Here is a 24,103-nt window from a genome sequence, read left to right as displayed (position 1 = left end):
TAGACAACGAAGTACAAACTGACTTTGCCTAGCTCCATTTCAGATTTTAGTGATGCGGTTTTCTACGTGTAGCAGTCATGAGTATTAAACTGCCAATAATAAAAGCGCTGCCGAGTAAAAGAATCCACAGCGAAAAGTCACTGTCCCCAGTTGCCGGTAATTCTTGTTTCACCACTTCTTGTACTGGCTTAGCTTCGATCTTATTTATCTGCTGATTTGTATCTTTCTTCGGTGGTGTCGTTGTTACGCCGCCATCCACATTCCCAGATGGGTTGGTTGGCTTTATCGGTTTGACTACTTCGGTTTCGCCTGGTGCTGGCGCGGCTGCAGTTAATGTGATCTGAACCGGCTTTGTTGTTCCTGCTACTCTACTCTGCATTTCGCTGGCAAACTGGATCATGCCTTCATAGACACCAGCTTTCGGTGATTCCCAATCCAAATTCGCAACTGTCAACGCGACGTCCAAATCATGTTGTTGCGCATCGCCATCTAATTGATAATAGCCACGTGCCGCTAATTTTTGTAAGAGGTAGAATTCCTTCGCGCTTTGCCCAGGTTGCGCTATTAGTTCTGTTAGTGGCAACGAAATTTTGTCTAAACTCTCAATCTCATTATGCTTCGGTATCGCTTCAAAAGTTGCCTCTATCGTATGTCCCGCCGCTAACGCTTCGAATGTATAGCTGTCTCCTGAAAGCATCACTGCTTTGCCATCCACTAACACTTGTTGCACGCGATATCCGGCATCCGCGGTCACCTTGTAACTCGGTTTTTCATCAGCCACATAAGCCTGTTTCCCGCTCGGCGTAATTGTTCCGCCAGCTCCTGCTGATGCCTCAATATCAAACGTCACCTCGCCATTTTTCAAAACAAGTGTCGATAGCGCGCCGACCTTCACCGTGCCTGTCTCTGCTGTTAAATCCGTCGTTGTTTCGCCGATTCTTGCCCAATATTTATTCGTTGGAATCGCAACTTCTTTTTCCGCTTTATTCGCGTTAAAAAGGACCACATAGGACGTAGCACCATCTTTTAGCTCATACGCCACCACATTCTCATCTTGCTTGATAATCTTCATTTTTTGATTAATATCCGCATAATTTGTCAATCGGAAAAGCGGTTCGGAATTGCGGAGCTGCATAACGGCTTCGATAGCTTGCACCGAATCGATATTTTCCGCATAACGATCCCAATCGAGTTTGTTAATGGCATCACTAGATTGGTAACTGTTCTCATCCCGATCCTTCGTCCTAAAAAATTCTTGTCCCGCATGTATAAACGGCACACCTTGCGAAAGTAGTACCATACTCGTCGCCATTTTCTGCATTTTCTTTTTATCCTGCTCAGAATCACTTGGATTCGAATACGATAGCTTATCCCAAAGTGTCAGGTTATCATGCGCCTCGGCGTACTGAATCACTTGGCTCGGCTTCGCAAAATCGTAAATACCTTGTCCCTGATCTCGGAGACTCCCAGCAAGTAAATTTTTCGCAATAAGCGATTCTTTTCCTGCCGCTCCATTCACAAAACCCGGCTCTGACTCTTGACCACCCCACGTGCTGCCTTTGATAGCATCGCGAATTGAATCATTGAAATGGGCGATTTCTGGCATTTTGGAGGCATTTTTTTGATTTGCCTTCGCGTCACTTGCAAGCGGCGTCCCTAAATCCCAGCCTTCGCCAAGCACGATAATCGATGGATCAATTTTGTTCAACTCAGCTTTGATCGCGTTCATCGTATCCACATCATGAATGCCCATTAAATCAAAGCGGAAGCCGTCCATATGATATTCCTTCGCCCAATAAGCGACACTGTCAACCATATATTTACGCATCATCGCGCGTTCGGACGCCGTATCATTTCCGACACCCGTTCCATTAGAAAGCTTGCCGTCATCACCATATCGGAAATAATAACCAGGCACCGTCTTCTCAAAAGAATGAGCCCCCGCGTCAAATACGTGATTATACACAACATCCATAATCACACGTAAACCGTTGCTATGAAGCCCTTGTACCATCTGTTTCGCCTCTTGAATTCGCGTCACAGGATTGTACGGATTGGTACTGTAGCTGCCCTCTGGAACATCATAGTTTTTCGGATCGTAACCCCAGTTATAAGGCGACGCGCCCAACTGCTCCGAAGCGCTTTCATGGTTTTCTTCATTTAAAGACGCATAATCAAACATTGGCAAAATTTGCACGTGTGTAATGCCAAGTTTTTTCAAATAATCGATTCCCGTTGCATTCCCATTTGCCGTCTTTGTTCCCTCTTGAATCACGCCTAAGTATTTCCCTTTATTCACCGTATCCTTGTTTGCAATCGAGAAATCCCGAATGTGCATTTCATAAATAATCGCATCCGTCGGGTTCGTAAATGCTGGCATCCGGTTCGTCTCCCAATTCGCAGGAACCATCACGGCAGGATCCAAAATAACCGAACGATTCCCATTCGCCGTCGCAGCTTTTGCATACGGATCTTGAGACACCGTTTTCTTCCCATCCGCAAAAACAAGATCATACGTGTACGCCGTTCCAGAAGGAATTTTTGCGTTGAATTCCCAGATACCTTGCGCTTTTGGCGTCATTTCATAGCTTTGTGCCACAGGACTGTTCGGTAAATTATCCTGATACGTCGTCAACTTCACGCTCGCTGCCGTCGGTGCCCACAGTCGCCACACACTTTGTTCCGCGTTATACGTTGCACCAAGCGGCTCCGTTCCCGTGTACGCATATTTCGCATCAAATTCCGGATTTCGAACAATGCTCGTCGTATCCACTAGTTTCTCGCCAAAACCAGCCGTCTTCACCGTCAAAGCCGCCTGAATCGGCAAATCTTGCGCCGTTTCAATATAGAAAACAGCCGGATTCGTTGCGTCCCGTCTAACATTTGAAATCGCAACTGCATTCCCGTCCTCAGTAAGCGTCACGTCCGCCGTCAAATCAAGCCCCGTCGCGTCCCGATTCAGCGTCACCTTCACCTCTTTAAAACCAGTCAAACTCGCCGTCTTTATCTGCTTCGTCGCATCCGCAAAATTCGGATTCCGATACCCAGTAGAATCGCCACTTACAATCCAAACCTCCGCTTTGCCATCATCCGTAAACAGGTAAACAAAACGATCATCCTCCGTCCCGTCCTTTTCCCAGTTCCCGTTCGCATTATTCGCAACAGTAAAGCCCAGATTCGACAGACTCGCCCCACTCGTAGCCTCAAAAATCGCCTTCACAGACTGCCAATCACCATCCGTTTGTCCATCCGAAAAATTAACCGTCTGCGTTCCCGTTGCGCCATCCGCCCACGAGTGAACAAACCAATTACTATAATCCTGATCGTCGCGGTGATAATAAAACGTCACTTCCAAATTCTCATGGCTCGGTAAAACCGCCAAATTCGCCGGTTTTGTCGCAATTTCCTCCTCGCCATAATTCAGCCAAACCTCCGTAATTCCCTCTTTTGTGGAAATATAACGGTCGCCACTAATATCACGATCACCGCCCCAACCAGAGCCATTTTTAATAAGAAAACCGAGCTCGGGTTGCACGCCATCCACGTCCATGACCGCAACTTTCGAATAATCACCGTAAGCATTCGTATCCTCAAAAACAACCTCATGCCCAGCAACACCGTCATTGTTCCACACCCACATTTGCCAAGCCTTACTCGCTTGACTTTTTGGATTATAGTGCACAATGACCTTTGTCTTACTCTCCCTATTTTCCGATAAAACACTATCATTCACGGTACTGGCTAATGCCGCCTGTTGCGTCGCGTCCGATTTCGGCGTTACCGTCTCTTCCGCAAATCCTTGAATACCAAAACTAAAACTTTGTACAGCAAACAACACAATCATGATGGAGACTAAATACTTACACCACATGTTTTTCAAATCCCAAACCCCTTTTCTTTTTATTGGAAAGCGCTTACTCATTCTAAAGTATAAGCAAGCAGGGCTGTTTAAATCAACCTAAATTTAACTGTTAACGATAACAACTTGTAACATCGTCCTATAATTCAGATTTTTCTTCACTCCTTTTGGCAGACAAAAAGCCCAGACATAGCGAACACCACATCTGGGAAAAAACTTATTTACTTAAAAAATACACCATTAACCTTCCGATGATATTCGCCAATAGGATGATAATCAAAATAGACCAAATCATTCGTACCGGCCACCCTCTCGGTAACGTTTTACGATAATAAATCACACTATAAATTCCTAGTAAAATTAGTCCGACGAACGTTGCTATATTAAGAACAAGACCAGTATAAATATACCATGGCGCACCATCAATTCCTTGATTTAAATCCGCTTTCATCGTTTTAATAATACTATCCCGATTAACCACATCTCCATCCGCTCGCTTTCCTTCAATAACCAATGCCGCAAAACCAGAAGCATAAGCCGTAGCATAGGAAACACCTGTATCGAGCGTCAACTTATTATGGAAGTAAGTACTAGTCAAATCCTCCCCTGGCGCATACATATCCACTTTCTTTTCCTTAAATTCAGCCGCGTATATTTCCCCCTGCAGATTCAGCATTCCAACAGAAATCACCTCAGGATATGCACCCGGATAAGCTTTAAACGTATCACCTTCCGCTCGAATATTTCCAGACGATGCGATGACGATAATATGCTGATTCATTGCTTTATCTATCGCCTTCTTTAATGCCTTATCTCCTGCTCCAAACTCCAAGCTAATGTTTATAATATCCACTTCTTGCTCCACTGCCCAGTCTAATCCTTTAATGAGCCCATCAAAGCTAACTTTTCCACTATCATTGGCGACCTTACAAATATAAAGGTCCGATTCCGGTGCGATTCCAATAAGTCCCTCACCATTTTTACGCGCGCCAATAATCCCCGCAACCTTCGTTCCATGCCCATTTCTATCAGCAAAATCAGTCGCTTCACCCGATGTGAAATTAATCCCTTTTTTAAACGTAATATCCTCATTCTTTAAATCGACACCCGTATCTAAAATGGCAATTTTGATTCCTTTTCCCATAATACCTTCTGTGTGATATTTACTCACACTTCCAGCTTCGTCTAATTGATTTATTTCCCTATCCGTTTGTACTATTTTTGACGCAAATATTGGCGTCTGAAATAGAATTCCTGTCATGCATAAAATGGACAATGTAATAACTATTCTTTTTCCTATTTTCATCATGGGATCCGTTGCCACCAGGCATGCGAATGTTTGTACTTACTGTGCCCAATTAGCGGTGAGCAATTTTTTGTATATGCTTTACAATATCTTAGGTGAGGCCATTTCTTCCCAGCTGTAGAATCTAACATACATACCAAAACAAAAACGAGTGCCTTATAACAATCTGATGTAATAAAATTTCTGTATCCATAACCGTTGTCATCTAGACAGTACGGCCATCCTCCACCTGATATTACGCCGTCTTTGTTATCTTGTTCATGGTCCATATAAACAAGAGATAATGGTATTCTAAACGATTGTTGTTCTTCAATTATTTGCTGTACTATCGGATGTTCACTTTCCCCAATATCGTCAAATACTGCTTTTATGTTATTTAATTCTTGCTGTTCTTGCGCAATCGATTCTTTCACTTGCTTCATATCTGCTTCTGAAATCCCTATTTTCTTTGCACTTAAGTTGAGTATTTCTTCTTGCGTGTATAATTTTTCTCCATTCGCCTCAGCCTCAGCTATAATCTGCTCAATCTCTCCCATGGCTTCTTCTTGTCTCAAAACCATATCATTAACATACCTATCATCGGTATCAACTTCTTCTGTTACTTCATTTTCTTGCTGTTCATAGTTTGAAATTAATTGCTCTACTTGCTCCTCACTTATTGACCCCGTTTCACTATTGTGTTCATCATGCTCACTAGCAAACACATGCAGTGAAAAAGAAAAAACTTGCGTAGTAATTAAAGCTATCGAAAAAATCTTCAAAAAGCGCATTTTCTTCTCGTTCATTTTTTTACACACTCCCATTTTTTATTTTTATAGCCTAATCATATCTTATGACCTCATAAAATACAAGTATTATCCTATTTATGTAACTTTTTACACGGAATCGCTAATAAAAAATATCTAAGAATATCCTACATAATCAGGATATTCTTAGATATCTCATTTTAAACTTCTTCTACCTTCTCCTTCGTCGTTTCCACCTCAACAACTTCCACAGGTTTCTGCGACTTCACAGCATCTGTCAAATCTTCAATACTGCTTTTCACATTACCTTTGCCCGAGAAATTCTCCAACAATTCGCGGATATCAAGGCCTGTCGTTGCTTTCAAACTTTCTTGCGCTGTCGCCATCAAATTCGTTGCATACCCACTGACTTTATTCGCACCACCACCACTTTCACTGCTACCAGTGTCCACAACTGTAATCGAATCGATATTCCCCATCGGAGCTGCCACTTGTTTCGCGTACTCAGGAAGCATGCTCACAATCATGTCGAGCATCGCTGCTTGGCCATACAACTCATAGGCTTCCGCAATTTTGCGTTTTGCTTCGGCTTCGGCAAGACCTTGCAGTTTAATGACTTCGGCCGCCGCTGTCCCTTGCGCACGTTCCGAATCAGCTTTTGCAATACCTTGTACACGTACTTGCTCGGCTTCGGCTTTTGCCAACGTTTCGATTCTGTATTGATTCGCTTCTGCCTCTGCATACTCTTGACTCTTACGGGCAGCCGCGGCTTGTTCAATCGAGTAACGATCCGCATCCGCTTTTTTCTTCACTTCGGCGTCATATTGACGTTCCCGACGCTTAATTTCGCGATCTTCCAATTCGATTTGCTTCTCACGCTCGATGATTTGCACTTGCATTTGTTGCTCGATAACCTCTTGTTTCGAACGTGCCGATTCCAAGTCATACGCCTGATCGGCAATCGCTTTCGCCGTTTCTTGTTCGCTACGATATTCCGCAACTTTCAATTGGTTTTGCTTCTCGGCTTCCGCGATTTCTGTCTTACGCTCCAGTTCCGCACGCGTAGCTTCCTTCTCCGCCTCCGCACGTTTCATCCGCGTCTCTTTTGTCGCTTCGGCTTCGGCAACATCCGCATCACGCTTCACTTGCGCAATCCGAGGCTTCCCTAATGCGTCCAAATAACCATTGTTGTCACGCACTTCTTTCAGCGTAAACGATACGATAATAAGTCCCATTTTCGATAAATCCTGCGTCGCCACACCTTGTACCTCTTGGGAAAATTTATCCCGATTTTTATATATTTCTTCCACGGTCATCGAACCTAGAATCGCACGCAGATGCCCTTCCACGACCTCAATTGCTTCATTTTCGCGCTCCTGCGTTGTTTTTCCTAAAAATTGTTCGGCTGCTGTCGCAATTTCCGAAATCGAACCACCAATTTTGATGATAGCCGTTCCATCTGCCGTCACCGGAACACCTTGCTCCGTGTAAATTTCCGGCGTCCGCACTTCCAGCTTGCTCGATAGTAAGCTTAATGGGGAAGACTGCTGGAAAACCGGCATAACGAACGTACCGCCACCACGCACAATTTTCACCCGTTTGCCGCCCTCATCTGTGAAAACATTCTTTCTCCCTAAATAACTCCCTGAAACAATCAACGCCTCATCTGGCCCAACTGTCTTGTATTTCGTAATAAATACGATCAAAAACAATACCAGAATCGCGACTGCAATAATGACGATCATTGTCACACCATTCGTAAGTAAATCCATTTTTAGTAATTCCTCCTTGTCGTCTCTGTTTTTAAAACTAGGCTCTCTCTACTTCAAAAATGGCTCATACGGCACAACCGTCACAAAAGAATCCGTGGCATCGATAATCAACACCGTTTCATCCCGTCCGATTGGCTCGTTTTCATCACTCTTGGCGGCCTTGGAAATATTGCCGGCATTCATTTCGACAATCACTTCGCCAAAACCGTCTTTTGGAACAGGTGTAATCACTTTTGCAACTTTACCTTCTAAATCCTTCGTCTCATACGCAATCGAGTCGCTCTTTTTAGAAAGTGGCAAAAGAATTCCGAAATACAGAATCGATGAAAAAGTAATTCCCACCACAATCGCTGCAATAAGAATACTCAGGCTGGAAAAAGACGTATACCTTTCACCACAATATCCCGTCGCCGCTGCAAATCCCAGAAAATAAAGTAATATCGAACCTGGAATCGGTAGTAAATCCAGCACAAAACTGATTATTCCAACAGAAAATATAAGCGCTGTCAAAACATCGATCAAAATAATAATCCCGACAACCACCAGCACTGTGAAATACACCGTCTCGATTGGATATCCAAATAGTGTCATCATCATACCTCCATTCCAATACGAGAACAAAGCCTCATTACCATTCTACCAAATAATATCCATAGTCACAAGCACCTCGAGAAACGCTCACTTTGTTGTGGCTCTTATGACGTGAAACGAATTAAAGCCTCAATATGCAGAGGAACAAAGTGAGTCTGCCATCCTTAAAAAAGCTCCATTCCAGTGCTCTTGTACAAATCGTACACTCCGCGCTGGTACTCGCTTTTCCTTAGGAATTAAGCATTTCCCGAGGCGCTTGGATTCAGCAGGGAAATCATGAATGGTGATTTTTCATTGATTTTGAACCTAAAATTAAAAAGTCGAACCACGAACAGTTCGACTCGAAACTTGCTATAATAATTTCTCGATTTTTTCTTTCATTTCAAGTGGGCTGGCTTTTGGGGCGTAGCGTTCTACTATGTTGCCGTCGCGGTCTAGTAGGAACTTCGTGAAATTCCATTTGATTCCGCCGCCTAGTAAGCCTTTTTTCTGCTTTGTTAGGATTTCAAATACGGGGTTTATATCGGAGCCGCGTACTTTTGATTTTGCAAAAAGTGGGAAGGTCACGCCGTAATTAATTTTGCAAAATTCCTCGATTTCACCGGATGTATCGAGTTCTTGGTTCATAAAGCTGTCCGATGGGAATCCTAACACGGTGAATCCTTTATCTTTGTATTCTTGATAGAGTTTTTCCAATTCCTCGTATTGTGGGGTAAAGCCACATTTGCTCGCCGTATTAACGACAACGACAACCTCGCCTTTATACTTGTCTAATGATACTTTTTCACCGTGAAGCGTTTCTTGTTCTAATTCAAAAATTGACATATCCTTCTCCTCCTATTTCACCATTTCAGAAAATAAATACGCGTATACTAATTTTTCTGTGTGATATAAAGAATCTCGGTGTGTCCGCTCGTACGCATGACTCGCATCGATTCCTGGTCCAATTAAGCCATGCACGATATCAAAACCGGCTTTGATTGCAGCGCTTGCGTCAGAACTGTAAAATGGATAAATATCGACTTTATAATCGATGCCATTCTCCTCGCAAAGCTTGACTAAATTTTTGCGTAAACCATAATGATATGGACCGCTACCGTCTTTGGCACAAATCGAAACAGTGTATTCGTCGGATGCTTGACCATCGCCAAGCGCGCCCATGTCGATTGCCAGGTATTCGATGGTTTCTGGTGGGATATTCGAATTCCCGCCATAGCCTATTTCTTCGTTATTTGAAATCAAGAAATTAGTCGTATATGGTAACTCTGCGCCGTCTTCTTGTAATTTTTTCAAAAGCGTTAACAAAATTGCCACGCTCGCCTTGTCGTCCAGATGACGCGATTTAATGAACTCTTCGTTGATAATTTCCACGCGCGGATCAAGCGAAACAAAATCGCCAACACCGATTCCAAGTTGGGCTACATCTTCACGGTTAAACACTTTAGCATCCAAGCGAATTTCGATATTTTTCGCGTCACGTGCCGCCGTTCCAGCATCTTGATACACATGAACCGACGTCTGGTGCATCAAAATAGTCCCCGTATAACGCTTGCCGGCGCTCGTTTCAATCGTACAATACTCGCCTTCAATCGCGTTAAAACGGTATCCACCAATGAGGTTAATCGCCAAACGACCATCTGATTTCACCTCTTTAATCATTGCACCGAGCGTATCCACGTGCGCTGTCAACATCCGCTGTTTCGTGTCATCTTTTCCGGGAACGCTAACTAGTAGGGCTCCTTTATTATTTCGCGTGCTCGCAATTCCTGCCTCTTTTAAGTATTTTTCGACGAAGGCCAGTACCTGCTCCGTGTTCCCAGTTGGGCTCGGTATCGATGTCAATTCCTTGATTAATTCCATCGTCTCTAACGTATTTGGTTCAAACGCCATGCTTCTATTCCTCCTCACACTCTCTTCTCACGTTCCATTATACCCCTTTTTCAAAATAATGACGGCTATCCTGCTTTCCATTTCGAGTTATGTTATAATTTTAACGATGTGTGAAAGGAGTTTTTATCAAAATGGAAACAACGAATACAAAAAGAACAGCCGTCACAATTGCTGTTTTTGTGGCTACTTTTATGGCTGCAATTGAGGGAACGATTGTTAGTACGGCAATGCCTACGATCGTCAGCGCCTTAGAGGGCATTGAGCTCATGAACTGGATTTTCTCGATTTATTTGCTTACTTCGGCCGTTACTGTCCCAATTTACGGAAAATTATCCGATTTATTCGGCCGCAAAAAAATATTTATCATCGCGACCATTATTTTCATTATCGGTTCCTCCCTTTGTGGTTTTGCGCAAACGATGGAGCAGTTAATTATCTTTAGAGCAATCCAGGGTATCGGGGCTGGCGGAATTTTACCAACAACGATGACGATTATCGCCGATGTGTATCCTTTCGAAAAACGTGCAAAAGTGCTTGGTTTTATGGGAGCCGCATGGGGAATAGCTGGCGTTTTCGGACCATTACTTGGTGGTTTTTTAGTCGATCAGCTTTCATGGCATTGGATTTTCTTCATCAACGTACCTGTTGGAATCGCGACGATTATCCTGATTTCGATGTACTTAAAGGAACATCTCGTCCGAGTCAAACTGCCTATCGATTACTTAGGAACAACGCTATTCACGGTCGCACTTTTGAGCCTATTATTCGCTTTGCAGCGCGCTGGCGAAACGCTAAATTGGCTGGGGCCACTCGTTGTCGTGTTACTCATCGTATCGATTGCGTTATTTGTCGGTTTTTACTACGCCGAAAAACGCGCGCAAGATCCAATTATGCCTTTCGTCCTTTTTAAAAATCCAGTCGTGCTGATTGGAAACCTAATTGGCTTTCTCGTGAGCGCCTTCTTGATTGGTATCAACGTGTACATTCCGATGTGGGCGCAAGGCATGATGGGGCACGGCGCCATGATTGCCGGTCTGATGATTGCGCCATTATCGGTAAGCTGGATTATCGGTTCCTTTATCGGCGGACGGCTACTAATGTCGATTGGAAATCGCCACACGGTTGGGCTTGGCGTGATTATCGCAACGGTCAGCGGACTTTTCTTGGCGCTATTTCCAAGCACGACGCCAGACCTTTATTTCTATCTCGACAGCGCCTTGATGGGCTTTGGATTCGGAATTATTTTCACGACTACAACTGTCACCGTTCAAGACGCCGTGCGAAAAGATCAAACCGGAATCGCGACAGCTTCCAACACGCTATTTCGAACAGTCGGCCAAACGATTGGTGTTGCTGTATTCGGAACGATTTTCAACTCGGTTTTAGCGAATGGATTTAAGAATGCCACAACTGGTGTGAACCGTGATAATCTAAATCAACTTATTAGTCCACAAACCTCAGGAAACGTGGACGCAGCAATGATTGAACCACTGCGAGATGTCCTATACAGCGGTCTCCACATGGTATTTTGGGCCATGTTTGCCTGCTGCCTACTCAGCTACGCAATTCACTTCATCTTACCGAAAAAACATATTTCAGGAAACTAATCAAAAAAAGCGATACAAAATCTTATGTTAGATTTTGTATCGCTTTTTTCATGTAGATTCAATCCATTCCAATATATACACCCCATATATCACAATCGGTATACTAAAAATCATCACAGCATTAGCAATGATTAGGCCCTTCGATTTAACCGTCAATGCCAAACAAAAACCAATTAACGCCAACGGAAAACTCATTAAAAACCATAGTCCCACCATTTGAAATACAACATTTGGAACCCAAGCTAGTACACTCAGTAAAACTAAACTTAAAGATGCTCCCTTTAGTGTCATATAACTTCCCATCTCTATTCACCTACAAATCTTCTTTGAATGTATACTTTCCTTTTTTATAATACATTTTGAGGCTAAAAATGATTTTTACAGCACTTTTCAATCTAAAAACCTCTGAAAATAGCTTTAAAATCCCTTTTCCCCAATCTGCACCACAAACCATACCATGCTATAATGAAGCGTCGCCTATCCTCAAGCGAATACTTCGCTGGAAGGAGGTGAGTTCCATGTTCATACTATTCTCCAGTATTATTGCACCGGCTGTGGCTGGCTGTATCATTGTATGGTTCAAACACATGTTAGAGAGTCGGAGCAATGATAACAAATAGGCGACATCTCTAACACCGTCAAAAAATCCCCATGTTGTAGGCCAACGTGGGGATTTTGGTGAGCTCATGCTCATACTATTTCCAAATTCATTGTAACATACTTATCTCTTCTCGTAAACCTCAAATAACTTACTTCACTTTATAAATCCAACCCTCAGGCGCTTCCACATCGCCAAACTGGATACCACATAGTTCATCATATAATTTCTTCGTCACCGGCCCAACTTCCGTCTCGCTATAAAACACATGGAAGTCATCCCCGTTTTGAATCCCACCAATCGGAGAAATAACAGCTGCTGTTCCACATGCACCAGCTTCCGCAAACTCATCCAACTTATCAATGTAGACATCGCTTTCCTCCGCTTTCATTCCTAAGCGATGTTCTGCCAAATAAAGCAACGAATATTTCGTAATACTTGGCAAAATAGATGGCGAGAATGGTGTCACAAAACGATTATCCTTTGTAATACCGAAGAAATTCGCCGCTCCTACTTCTTCAATTTTTTTGTGCGTCGCAGGATCGAGGTAAATACAATCGCTGAACTCGCGATCTTTCGCTATTTTTCCTGGGTAAAGGCTGGCTGCGTAGTTACCGCCAACTTTTGCAGCTCCGGTACCGTTTGGCGCCGCGCGATCGTACTCGGAGATAATGAAGTTTGTTGGATTTAAGCCACCTTTGAAATATGGTCCAACTGGGCAACAAAATACAGAGAACATGAACTTAGGCGCCGTCCGAACTCCTAAATTATCGCCAATTCCAATTAAATAAGGGCGTAAATACATCGTGCCGCCTGAACCGTATGGTGGCATATAGTCTTCGTTTGCCGCAATAACCTGTTTACACGCCTCAATAAAGCGATCCTCAGGAAATTCTGGCATCAATAAACGATCACAACTACGCTTCATCCGTTTTGCATTCTGATCTGGACGGAATAAATTGATTGAACCATCCTGACAGCGGTATGCCTTTAAGCCTTCAAAACACTGTTGTCCGTAGTGAATCGCCGTGGAGCCCTCTGCGATATGAACGACATTATCTTCTGTTAACGTCCCTTCATCCCATTTGCCATTTTCCCAAATAGATACATAGCGCAAATCCGTTTTAATATATTCAAAACCCAGTGTGCTCCAATCAATATCCTTATTACTCATGCGATTCCCACCCTTTTTCTTCTATTATTTGATTTGTTCATTATATCATAACTCTATGCGATTTGAAAAAAGACACGCAATCTTTTGAAAAAAAACTGATTATTTAAGCAAAAGCTTCCCTATTGATTTCATTTTGTGGTAGAATATAAATACGTTATCGAAATATAGCCGCATTGTCTTATTCATAAGTTATTATCTAATAATTCGGACAACGAATAAAGAAGGGGGACTACACATATGGCAGACGCAAAAATGTTGGAACAGAAAATTTGGAGTAATGTTTTAAACGAGGAATTGGACTTATTAATTTATTTACCGCCAACGTTTTCGCCACTTTCGAAGTACCCTTTTTTCTTAGTACAAGATGGCAAAGACTATTTTCAGTTTGGTAAGTTAGCACGTTTCGCTGATGAATTGGCGGAAAGCAAACAGATTCAGGAAGCTATTTTTGTTGGGATTCCCTATAAAACAGTGGAAGATCGGCGGGCAAAGTACCATCCTAATGGGGATCAAAATGAGGCTTATATTCGCTTTTTGGCGCATGAACTCGTGCCTTATATCGAGGCTAATTTTCCGACGTATCATATGGGAGCAAGTCGTTTCTTAATGGGCGATTCCCTTGGTGCCAGCGTGTCCTTGAAGGCTGCTCTGAAATATCCACACACGTTTGGCAACGCGATTTTGCATTCCCCACTTGTGACAGACGAGCTGATGGACCTTGCGAATAAAGCCAATCCTGCACTCGTTAAAGTTTTCCACGTGATTGGCAGTGAAGAAACAGAAGTTCCTACGACCGATAATGATGTAGCGAATTTTCTAGAGCCTAATTTGGCACTTCATCGCATTTTAGAAGCGCGTGGGTTTGAGTATTATTTCCAAGAGTTCGAAGGGAAACATCGCTGGAAGTACTGGCAACCATTCGTCAAAGAAGCGTTGCAATTTATGTTAGATAAAGAGCAATTTGAAACAGAAGATATGACCGTTTAAGGAGGATTAAGGAGCATGGCAGTAAAGCAAGTATCAGATAAAAAAGGGAAACAAGATGCATTTGATATTCGAAATGAGGTATTTGTCCTCGAACAGAAAGTAGATCCAGCGTTAGAATGGGACGAGTTCGACGCGCTGGATTCTACCGTGATGTTTGTTGATTATGATGAAGACGGCACGGCACTTGCGACTGGGCGATTCCGCGCATTGCCAGAATACGGGAAAGTAGAACGCATCTGCGCCCGCAAAATTGCCCGCAAAAAAGGAAGCGGCCGCCGTATTATCGAAGCTATCGAGCAAGAAGCACGCGTACAAAACGTTACTTTATTGAAGCTCGGCGCACAAACAACTGCTATTCCCTTCTACGAGAAACTAGGATACGAAGTGTGTTCTGACACCTTCATGGATGCAGGAATCGAGCATAAGGATATGCAGAAAACGTTAAAATAGTGACCATGAGAATTCCCTAACCGGAATTCTTTTTTTGAGCATAATTCTTGAAAGTCAATATTGGTCAGAGTATAATAACGACATAAGGTCAAATAAAGTCAAAGTCAGACCTAATCTCAAAACTTATGGGAGGTTTTCAAATGAAATGTCAAAATTGTAATCAAAACGAAGCTACAATCCAACTATATATGAGCATGAATGGTCAGAAAATGGAGATGCCACTCTGTCCCGATTGTTATGCGCAATTCAGAGCATCTGCCGGAACACCTCGCGGCCAAAATGATTTTTACTCACAAATGGATAATTTCTTTGCGAATATCGCTGGTGACCAACAAAACGCGCAACCTGAACGCAAAACAGCCGTGAAAACACAAACTGCTGGCGGTGGACGCGGTGGTTTACTAGATGAATATGGTACGAATTTGACGGCAATGGCTCGGGACGCAAAACTAGATCCTGTCATCGGTCGTGATGAAGAAATTCAGCGTATGATTGAAATTCTAAATCGGCGTAATAAAAATAATCCTGTGCTTATCGGGGAACCTGGTGTCGGTAAAACGGCGGTTGTGGAAGGCTTGGCCAATGCGATTGTCGCTGGAAATGTACCGGCAAAACTCCAAAACAAGGAAGTTATTTTGCTCGACGTTGCTTCCCTCGTTTCCAATACTGGGATTCGCGGACAATTTGAAGAGCGTATGAAACAACTGATTAGCGAATTGCAAGCCGATGAAAACACGATTTTATTTATCGATGAAGTGCATACGATTGTTGGAGCTGGCTCTGCGGAAGGTTCGATGGACGCCGGAAATATTTTAAAACCCGCGCTTGCTCGTGGGGAGCTTCAAATGATTGGCGCTACAACGTTAAAAGAGTACCGCAAAATCGAAAAAGATGCGGCTTTAGAGCGTCGTTTCCAGCCGGTACTAGTTGATGAGCCAACGATTGATGAAACGCTTACGATTCTCGCAGGTTTGCAGCCAAAATATGAGGAATTCCATCACGTTCACTATGCACAGGATGCGATAGAAGCGGCTGCGAAACTAAGTGACCGCTATATTCAAGATCGTCATTTGCCGGATAAAGCGATTGATTTGATGGATGAAATTGGTTCTAAATATAATTTAACATTGGAGCACATCGATCCGAATACGATTAATGAGCGCATTATTAAATTAGAAGAACAAAAAGATGCGGCACTTCGCCATGAAAATTATGAAGAAGCTGCGTCGGTTCGAGATGAGATTACAAAGCTAAAAGAGCGCAAAACAGAAGGTACGTCATCCGATATACCAACCATTCATGCGGCTGATATTCAAGCCCTGATCGAAGAAAAAACAGGTATTCCAGTTGGTCGTTTACAAGAAGATGAGCAGTCTAAGATGAAGAACCTTGAAGCGAATTTGAAATCAAAGGTTATCGGTCAAGAAGAAGCTGTTACCAAGGTTGCAAAAGCGATTCGCCGTAGCCGTGTTGGATTGAAGCAAAAAGATCGTCCTATCGGTTCCTTCTTGTTCGTCGGTCCAACAGGCGTCGGCAAAACAGAACTCGGTCGGACACTTGCCTCTGAAATGTTTGGCTCAGAAGACGCGATGATTCGCCTGGATATGAGTGAATACATGGAAAAACACAGCGTTTCCAAACTCATCGGTTCCCCTCCTGGCTACGTTGGCCATGAAGAAGCTGGCCAATTAACGGAAAAAGTTCGCCGCAATCCATACAGCATTATTTTGCTCGATGAAATGGAAAAAGCCCACCCTGATGTGCAGCATATGTTCCTGCAAATTTTAGAGGATGGACGCTTAACGGATAGTCAAGGTCGTACGGTGAGTTTCAAAGATACCGTGATTATTATGACGAGTAATGCTGGTGCGACGCTATCTGAGGCTTCCGTCGGGTTTGCAACAACTGCTGCCGAAGCGGTGAAAAAAGAATCCGAAATCCTTGATAAACTAGGCGATTACTTCAAACCAGAGTTTCTAAATCGGTTGGACGCAATCGTGACGTTCCAAAGTTTGGATAAAAAACATCTGCTTGTTATCGTGGACTTGATGCTCGCTGATTTAAACAACATGCTAGCACCACAAGAAATCGATTTGACAGTGGATACAGCCGTAAAAGAAAAACTTGCCGAGATCGGTTATGACCCTAATTTTGGCGCAAGACCATTACGCAGAACGATTCAAGCGCAACTAGAGGACGCGATCGCTGACTTCATGATTGAACGACCAGAAGCAAAAGCACTCGTTGCCATTCTGGAGGATGACGTGATTTCTGTCCAAGCCAAAGCATAATAAAAATCGCCTTGAAAATTTTTTCAGGGCGATTTTTTCTGTTGTCGCTTCTTAGAGTATGAAACGATTAGTAACACAATTCCAATTAAGATCAGTGTCTTTAACATCGAAAGCCCGATACTTAGCGCACTGTTAAAAGGTGCTGCATCGAATAAAAACAACATAATCAAGCTTAGAGCTATGACCATTCGAAATCCATACTTCTTGCAAAATAGTAGTACGAACGCTGAAGCTAAAACATATACTCCGACAGATATCCCTAAAAGCATGAATGACAACGCTCCTTTTTTTGTTGTCGTTTCTTTGGATAAGACACGAATCCTGCTTTAAACCAATCGAGCGAAAGCGTTTGTATTCAGGAGACTCGGTGGAACAGAGGAGAGAAGGCAGACTCACTGCGTTCCTCTGCATATTGAGGTTCTAATTCGCTTTGCTTCAAAGAACCACAACAAAAGTAAGAAGGGAGTCGTATCCCCGGCCATGCGAGAAGTTAAGCGAAACTACTCTTTTGTAGCAGAACCTTAAAGATGTAGGTAGCACAATCCTTGGTTCTACAAACTCTGAATGACCGCCTATTCGCGCTACGCACAGGCATATTGGGTCTGTAACTCACTTTGTTTCGAACAGCCCCAACAGTGCGAACGCTTGTCGCCGATTTATCTGGCCAAAACTCTATCCTTTTTTAAAATCCGATAATGTGGTAGCCGCTATCCACATGAATCATTTCGCCAGTCACGCCGCGAGATAAACCACTGAATAGAAATAGTGCTGTATCGCCCACTTCTTCGGCTTGTGTTGCGCGTTTTAATGGCGCTTTTTCTTCTACTACCGCTAACGATTCACTGAAGCTTCCAACGCCACGCGCGGAAACAGTACGGATTGGGCCTGCCGAAATCGCATTAACACGAACGCCGTGCTTCCCAAGATCCATCGCTAAATATTTCACACTTGCATCAAGTGCTGCTTTTGCAACGCCCATGATGTTGTAATTTTTCACAACACGCTCGCCGCCAAGATATGTCAATGTCACTAAACTCGCATCGTCTGTTAACATTTCCAAATGCTTCGCCGTACGCGCAATCGCTGTGAATGAGTACGCGCTAACTTCATGCGCTTGTAGGAAACTTTCACGGTTCACTTCCAAGTAATCGCCCGCCAAAAAGTCTTTATTAGCAAACGCGATACAATGCGCAATCCCAGAAATTTGTCCAACTTTCGCTTTAATCGTTTCAAAAGTAGCTACAATCGCCTCTTCTTTATTCACATCGCATTCAATAATAAGTGGGTTTTGGTTATTTTCATTTAAAGAACCAACAAGCTCCTCGATACTACGCTTCGAACGATCATCTGCGTATGTAAAAATCAGATTAGCCCCTGCTTCATTCAAGGAACGAGCAATCGCCCATGCAATACTTCTTTTATTTGCTACGCCCATCACGACATAGTTTTTTCCCTCTAAAGATAAATTCATCTGTTCATTTCCTCCTTAAAATTACGCGCTTATTTTCATTTTACACGAATGCTTGCCATTTTAAAACCGTTATTATTTATACTGTGCCAAAATTGCCGCCAAATCTGGTGCCAGTTCGCTATCCCAAGCCATCTTTTCTTCGGTGAATGGGTGGATTAACTCGAGATGACAGGAATGTAGGGCATGTCGCTGCACCAATTCTGTCGGACCGCCATACATGCTATCGCCAATCAGCGGATGCCCAACGTGCGCAAAATGAACACGAATTTGATGCGTACGACCAGTTTCCAGTTGAATTTTCACATGATCGAATGTCGGATAGCTTGCCAAAACGTCATAGTTTGTCTTCGCATATTTTCCGTCCGCAACAACTGCGCGTTCAATGAGGCTATTCGGATTCCGACCAATTGGCGCCACAATACTTCCCGACCTCGTCTCCATATTACCCGAAACAAGCGCCTGATATTTACGCGTCACGTGCCCCGTCTGATGCAGCGTGCTGAGCCTGCCATGCGCATAACGCGTCTTCGCAATCAGCATCAAGCCAGACGTCTCCTTATCCAGTCGCGTCACAATATGAATTGCCGAATCAATATTATTCCGCAAATAGTGACCCTTCAAATGATTCGCGACCGATCCACTCGGATGATACTGCGACGGAATACTCGTCATCCCCGCCGGCTTATCCAACACCAAAATAAAATCATCCTCAAAAACAATCGGCAGCTCGCCATATTCCGCAATCAACCGCTCATTCTCCTGCTCTCTCGGAAAAGTAATCCGAACATGATCCCCCGCTTTCACACGATAAAGCACATTCTCCTCATTCCCATTCACTTCAATCTTACCATCCTCCGAAAATTTCACCGAAGTAAGCAACAATTTCGAAACAAATTTCCCTCGCAAAAAAGTACGCAGCATCAGATTCTCCTCATCCACCGCGACATTCCATTCTAAATACATACTTATATACCTCACATGTCCTGCACTAATGTTTATGTTTTGCTTTTATGTTTTGCTTTTATGTTTTGCTTTTATGTTTTGCTTTTATGTTTTGCTTTTATGTTTTGTTTTTATCTCTTTGGCGTAAGCTCTAAATTCTGCTACCAACAAATCGAGCGAAAGCGTACTAATCCCTGTTTTAAAGATTGGTTTAGCGGCTAATCTTAGTCTTCTATTTGTTCGTTGACTCGCAATCTTGCTTGCGGGAACGCTACGGGTTTCGACGTATCATCTTTTCGCGATCTAGCTTCAAGAGCCAGCCTCTCGGAAATTTCGTGACCTCCGAAAAAAACAAGAACGGTTTTTCCCTGCGCCCTCTAACAATTTCTGTCGAGGCTAAACGGGCTCTTTCAGCTTTTCATTCTTCAATAAAAGAATCATGTACCCTCTTCCAAAATGGGAAGGAGCGGAAGCGTGCGAACATTACTTTTTGTTGGGCGACGTCGTAACGGATTTCGCGGACGTCGCGGTGTAGGATGCTCAAATGATCCATCGATACTTGGAAATCTTTATCGTTTACCGGCTTCAATGTCACGGAATGATGTTTTGGTAAAATAAGTGGGGAGCCAATCGTTCGGTACACACGGTTATTAATCGATGCCATCTCGGTTAATTGCATCGCTTCAATCGATGGATGCATCAACGCACCACCAAGCGCTTTATTGTACGCCGTTGTGCCTGATGGTGTCGACATGCACAAGCCATCCCCTCGAAATCGCTCAAAGTGGGCGTCATTAATCGCAACATCGACAACAAACGGTCCACCCGAACTTTTGATAGTTGATTCGTTCAAGGCTAGGTAAATCTTCTCCTTATTCCCACCGTATTTAATCGTCGTTTTTAAAAGTGGATATGCTGCTGTATCGTATTTCCCTTCCACAATAGCGAAAACCAGTTTTTCCGCCTCGGATGGGCGCCAATCCGCATAAAAACCTAAATGGCCTGTGTGGATGCCGACGAATGTTACTTTGTCTAATCGGTGTTGATAATCATGAAAAGCCGCTAGTAATGTGCCATCTCCACCGATAGAAATCACAATCTCTGGCTCGGATTCGTCATATACCATATCAAAATCATCGAAATAGCCAATCATTTTGAGCCGTAACAGATTGGATTTTTCATCCCCTCTAGAAGTGACTGCATACTTCATCATTACTTCTCCCCTATCCTATGTGCACGCAAATTCCACCACGATAACCTAATTCTTCGGCAATGTATGGTGGTTCGCATTCTTGTCTTTTGGCACTTCTTTATTTTTGGTAAAGTACACTTGCGCTTCCTGTACTTCCTCACGAATCTCGCTCATTTCTTCATCTAAACGAAAGGCCGCTTCAGCCGCGCGTTTCAGTCGAACGTTGATGTCCTCAGGAAATTCTCCTTGATATTTATAGTTCAACGAGTGCTCAATCGTCGCCCAAAAATTCATCGCCAACGTTCGGATTTGAATCTCAGCTAAGATTTTTCTCTCGCCTTGCACCGTCTCAACAGGATACTCGATCACTACATGGTACGAACGGTAGCCGCTTGGTTTTTTATTCGTAATGTAATCGCGCTCTTCAATAATTCGGAAATCGTTGCGTTGACGCAGAAGCGACACGACCACATTAATATCGTCCACAAACTGGCACATCATCCGAAGTCCCGCAATATCCTGCATTTCTTCAACGAGTCTGTCCAGCGGAATATCCTTCTTGTTCGCCTTATCTAAAATACTCGAAACTGGCTTCACACGGCCGGTCACAAACTCAATCGGCGAATGGTTATTTGCAAGCTGAAATTGCGAACGCATCCCTTTTAATTTAATTTTCAGTTCTTCCACTGCTTGTTTATATGGCGCTAAAAAATCTTCCCAATGATTCAAAACACTCACCTCATATGTCGATTTTCATTATGTGATAAACTTGCTCGCCTTCTATTTTAGCATATTCGCACGCCTTTCTCTCCTATTTACATCTATCTTTTTTGATTTCATTTATTCTGCCTTCTTATGTTAAAATGAATGAATATACAATCCAAGGAGGAGAACGATGATGAAAACAGCAGAAATTCTTGCATTGCTCGAAAATGGACACTATCAAGATGCCAAAGAATCCGCCAAAAAGGCCTTACTATCAGAGCCAGAAAATGCCCTCTTAAACTACTATGCCGCTTGGAGTTGCGATGGTTTAAGCGATGAAACCGAAGCTATTTCCTACTATGAAAAAGCACTCGAAATTGGCCTTCCAGAAGATGACTTAGCCGATGCTTACATTGGTCTTGGTAGCACCTATCGCGCCATCGGTAACTACGAAAAAGCAAACGAAACTTTTCAAAAAGCTCGCGTCGCCTTCCCAGAAAATCGAGCAATTACCGTTTTTGCAAGTATGGCCCTCTATAACGAGAAGCATTATAAAGAAGCGATGCAACTCGCGATCAAAATTATTGGCGAAACATCGAACGATCCAACCATTATTGCTTACAAAAAAGCGATTATCAACTACTCAGAAGACTTAGATGCTGTCTGGGATTAATAAAAAGGAGGGCTTGTCCATGAGCCAGGAATTAGAAATTGAATTTAAAAATATGTTAACTGCAAGCGAATATGATTTACTAATTAATGAATTCCGTTTGGAGGAATCTGATTTCTTCACGCAAACGAATTATTATTTTGATACTACCGATTTTCAGTTGAAAGCACGTTTAGCCGCTTTAAGAATCCGAAAACGGGAATTACATTATGAGCTCACCCTAAAAACACCCGAACAAATCGGTTTACTCGAAACAACACAAATACTAGCAGAAGAGCAAGTCACAGCGATTCTAGACGGCGCTAATATCCCAGTCGGACACGTTCGTGACGCACTACATACGCTTGGCATCGACCACGAAGAACTTGTCATGTTTGGCTCCTTAACAACTACCCGCGCTGAAAAAGAGTATAAAAAAGGACTGCTTGTTTTCGATAAAAGCTTCTATGGCGACACACATGATTTTGAATTAGAATACGAAGTCGCTAATTTTGAAAAAGGAAAATTAGTTTTCCATCGTTTTTTAGAGGACCGACAGATTCCGCAGCGCCCGACAAAGAATAAAATATTACGTTTTTATGAAGCTGTTTACAAAGATAAATAAAGCCTTGATATGGCTTGATGTTAGCGTACTCATTGAAATACACACACATAGGAATTCGCATAAAATGTTACAGTTTCGTCAAATTTAGGTAAGGAAGTTTTATATTTTTGATTGCAATCATTTGTTAATTTACCCTTCCACTGCTAAAATATAGTTATGGTAGTATGAATGTGTCATGACATGTCTAGCAAATGCCCCTTAGAAAAATGGAACCATTCGCATATACTTTGTCTAATCAAAAGAGAGATTAGAATCTGAAAAACAGGTGATAGCAATGATAAACCAAAATCTATATCTTCAATCGGTCTGTAATAGCAAGCCTATTGAGATTTATCTATTTTTCGACCCGGCTTGTACGGATTGTTGGAACATGGAACATACTATACGGAGGTTGCAGATGGAATATGGCAACTACTTTAAGTTGCGCTATGTCCTGCATAATAACCTACAAACGGTGATGAATCGACAGAAGCGAAATGCCTGTACGATTCCCCAACCTGAAATGGCTCATATGTCTTACATTTCCTGTCTAGCAGTGAAAGCTGCCGAACTCCAAGGAAAGAAACAAGGCATTGATTTCTTGCGCAAACTCCAAGAATCCCATTTCATCGACGAAAAGGATATTTCTGAATCTAGCGTTCTATATGAAACAGCCAAAATAGTTGGCCTTGATTTGATTGAATTCAAAAACGATTTACAATCTAACCTTGCCAAACGGGCCTATATTGGTGATCAAAAAGTAGCGCATGAGATGGAAATTGATGAGAATCCAACCGTTGTCTTTTTCAATCGAAATATTGAAGATGAGGGCCTTAAGATTAGCGGGTTGCATCGTTATGATGTTTACGTGCACATTCTTTCCGAATTACTCAATCATTTCCCAGAACCGAAAGAAACGCCAACGCTTGAAGAATACATGGAAGAAGTCCAAATTTCTACAACGAAAGAGATAGCAAATTTGTATGCTTTGCCTGAGAAACAAGTAGAACGACAAATGAAGAAATGGCGTTTACAGCAAAAAGTCACGATGGTGGACTCTAAAGATGGTCAAACGCTTTGGAAATATGTCGCCTTATAATTAACCATTTTGTGAGCTGTTCTTTATCGGAGCAGCTTTTTTCTGGCTCTATGTCAATTGTTGGGGTGAAATATCAAGGTGCGAGCTAGGGAGTCAATAGCTCGTGCCTTTTCTTAACCTACAGAGATGTCAAAATCTTTGATAAAGTGTTGGGCTAGTATTTTGGCTCG

General features: G+C 42.9%; 20 protein-coding genes. 8 read left to right on the top strand and 12 right to left on the bottom strand.

All coding sequences use genetic code 11. From position 1 onward, the window contains the following. Nucleotides 1-46: 46 nt before the first annotated feature. From pulA to HPK16_RS00070, 7 genes are all read right to left on the bottom strand, one after another. Nucleotides 47-3,871 carry a type I pullulanase gene (gene pulA / locus HPK16_RS00100; RefSeq protein ID WP_246369199.1) on the bottom strand — a complete coding sequence of 1,275 codons (3,825 nt, stop codon included), beginning with the start codon at nucleotides 3,869-3,871 and terminating at the stop codon, nucleotides 47-49. A 205-nt stretch (nucleotides 3,872-4,076) separates the two neighbouring features. Then, nucleotides 4,077-5,168, bottom strand: a complete 1,092-nt coding sequence (locus tag HPK16_RS00095; RefSeq protein ID WP_181674995.1) for a S8 family serine peptidase — start codon at nucleotides 5,166-5,168, stop codon at nucleotides 4,077-4,079. After that, on the bottom strand, nucleotides 5,165-5,950 hold the full coding sequence (locus tag HPK16_RS00090; RefSeq protein WP_181674994.1) for a hypothetical protein: 786 nt from the start codon (nucleotides 5,948-5,950) through the stop codon (nucleotides 5,165-5,167). The genes HPK16_RS00095 and HPK16_RS00090 overlap by 4 nt, the downstream gene beginning before the upstream one ends. Nucleotides 5,951-6,111: 161 nt before the next feature. Further along, entirely contained in the window at nucleotides 6,112-7,656 is a 1,545-nt protein-coding gene (gene floT / locus HPK16_RS00085; RefSeq protein ID WP_425487906.1) for a flotillin lipid rafts scaffold protein FloT, read from the bottom strand. A 75-nt stretch (nucleotides 7,657-7,731) separates the two neighbouring features. Next, nucleotides 7,732-8,274, bottom strand: a complete 543-nt coding sequence (locus HPK16_RS00080; protein ID WP_181674992.1) for an NfeD family membrane protein — start codon at nucleotides 8,272-8,274, stop codon at nucleotides 7,732-7,734. A gap of 351 nt (nucleotides 8,275-8,625) precedes the next feature. After that, a complete protein-coding gene (locus HPK16_RS00075; RefSeq protein ID WP_181674991.1) occupies nucleotides 8,626-9,099 on the bottom strand; it encodes a glutathione peroxidase in 474 nt (157 codons plus the stop codon). Nucleotides 9,100-9,111: 12 nt separating this feature from the next. After that, nucleotides 9,112-10,164, bottom strand: coding sequence for a M42 family metallopeptidase (locus HPK16_RS00070; protein ID WP_181674990.1), 1,053 nt, complete (start codon nucleotides 10,162-10,164; stop codon nucleotides 9,112-9,114). Nucleotides 10,165-10,295: 131 nt separating this feature from the next. Between HPK16_RS00070 and HPK16_RS00065 the strand changes: the two genes are divergently transcribed. Together HPK16_RS00065 and HPK16_RS00060 are read left to right on the top strand one after the other, a co-directional pair. After that, on the top strand, nucleotides 10,296-11,771 hold the full coding sequence (locus tag HPK16_RS00065; protein ID WP_181674989.1) for an LM6179_1298 family efflux MFS transporter: 1,476 nt from the start codon (nucleotides 10,296-10,298) through the stop codon (nucleotides 11,769-11,771). A gap of 518 nt (nucleotides 11,772-12,289) precedes the next feature. Further along, nucleotides 12,290-12,391 carry a type I toxin-antitoxin system Fst family toxin gene (locus HPK16_RS00060; RefSeq protein ID WP_181674988.1) on the top strand — a complete coding sequence of 34 codons (102 nt, stop codon included), beginning with the start codon at nucleotides 12,290-12,292 and terminating at the stop codon, nucleotides 12,389-12,391. Between the two features lie 129 nt (nucleotides 12,392-12,520). Here HPK16_RS00060 and HPK16_RS00055 read toward each other — a convergent pair whose 3' ends face one another. Continuing rightward, nucleotides 12,521-13,543: a branched-chain amino acid aminotransferase gene (locus HPK16_RS00055; RefSeq protein WP_181674987.1), complete on the bottom strand. Its 1,023-nt coding sequence runs from the start codon at nucleotides 13,541-13,543 to the stop codon at nucleotides 12,521-12,523. A 237-nt stretch (nucleotides 13,544-13,780) separates the two neighbouring features. Here HPK16_RS00055 and HPK16_RS00050 point away from each other — a divergent pair, with 237 nt between their 5' ends. The 3 genes from HPK16_RS00050 (at nucleotide 13,781) to HPK16_RS00040 (ending at nucleotide 17,271) form a co-directional block, all read left to right on the top strand. Then, nucleotides 13,781-14,530, top strand: coding sequence for an alpha/beta hydrolase (locus HPK16_RS00050; RefSeq protein ID WP_181674986.1), 750 nt, complete (start codon nucleotides 13,781-13,783; stop codon nucleotides 14,528-14,530). Nucleotides 14,531-14,545: 15 nt separating this feature from the next. Further along, nucleotides 14,546-14,980 carry a GNAT family N-acetyltransferase gene (locus HPK16_RS00045; RefSeq protein WP_181674985.1) on the top strand — a complete coding sequence of 145 codons (435 nt, stop codon included), beginning with the start codon at nucleotides 14,546-14,548 and terminating at the stop codon, nucleotides 14,978-14,980. 140 nt (nucleotides 14,981-15,120) lie between these two features. Beyond that, nucleotides 15,121-17,271 (top strand): ATP-dependent Clp protease ATP-binding subunit, encoded by a 2,151-nt coding sequence (locus tag HPK16_RS00040; protein WP_181674984.1) that lies wholly within the window; start codon nucleotides 15,121-15,123, stop codon nucleotides 17,269-17,271. Between the two features lie 682 nt (nucleotides 17,272-17,953). Here the strand turns inward: HPK16_RS00040 and fabI are convergent. From fabI to yjbM, 4 genes are all read right to left on the bottom strand, one after another. Beyond that, nucleotides 17,954-18,742, bottom strand: a complete 789-nt coding sequence (gene fabI / locus HPK16_RS00035) for an enoyl-ACP reductase FabI (protein WP_181674983.1) — start codon at nucleotides 18,740-18,742, stop codon at nucleotides 17,954-17,956. Between the two features lie 72 nt (nucleotides 18,743-18,814). Next, nucleotides 18,815-19,705: an RluA family pseudouridine synthase gene (locus HPK16_RS00030; protein WP_181674982.1), complete on the bottom strand. Its 891-nt coding sequence runs from the start codon at nucleotides 19,703-19,705 to the stop codon at nucleotides 18,815-18,817. Between the two features lie 397 nt (nucleotides 19,706-20,102). Continuing rightward, nucleotides 20,103-20,894, bottom strand: coding sequence for an NAD kinase (locus HPK16_RS00025; RefSeq protein WP_181675312.1), 792 nt, complete (start codon nucleotides 20,892-20,894; stop codon nucleotides 20,103-20,105). Nucleotides 20,895-20,942: 48 nt separating this feature from the next. Continuing rightward, entirely contained in the window at nucleotides 20,943-21,605 is a 663-nt protein-coding gene (gene yjbM / locus HPK16_RS00020) for a GTP diphosphokinase (RefSeq protein WP_036091480.1), read from the bottom strand. Nucleotides 21,606-21,771: 166 nt separating this feature from the next. Between yjbM and HPK16_RS00015 the strand changes: the two genes are divergently transcribed. The 3 genes from HPK16_RS00015 to yjbH all read left to right on the top strand — a co-directional run bounded on the left by HPK16_RS00015 (nucleotide 21,772) and on the right by yjbH (nucleotide 23,933). Beyond that, entirely contained in the window at nucleotides 21,772-22,254 is a 483-nt protein-coding gene (locus HPK16_RS00015) for a tetratricopeptide repeat protein (protein WP_181674981.1), read from the top strand. Between the two features lie 19 nt (nucleotides 22,255-22,273). Next, the gene (locus tag HPK16_RS00010; protein WP_181674980.1) at nucleotides 22,274-22,855 is read left to right on the top strand and encodes a CYTH domain-containing protein; all 582 of its coding nucleotides are present in this window, start codon (nucleotides 22,274-22,276) and stop codon (nucleotides 22,853-22,855) included. A gap of 274 nt (nucleotides 22,856-23,129) precedes the next feature. After that, nucleotides 23,130-23,933, top strand: coding sequence for a protease adaptor protein YjbH (yjbH, locus tag HPK16_RS00005; RefSeq protein WP_181674979.1), 804 nt, complete (start codon nucleotides 23,130-23,132; stop codon nucleotides 23,931-23,933). Nucleotides 23,934-24,103: the final 170 nt, after the last annotated feature.

Source organism: Paenilisteria rustica (assembly GCF_013820765.1).
Lineage (GTDB): Bacteria > Bacillota > Bacilli > Lactobacillales > Listeriaceae > Listeria_A > Listeria_A rustica.
The sequence above is the reverse complement of the archived record's forward strand: the minus strand, read 5'-3'. Positions and strand labels throughout refer to the sequence as shown.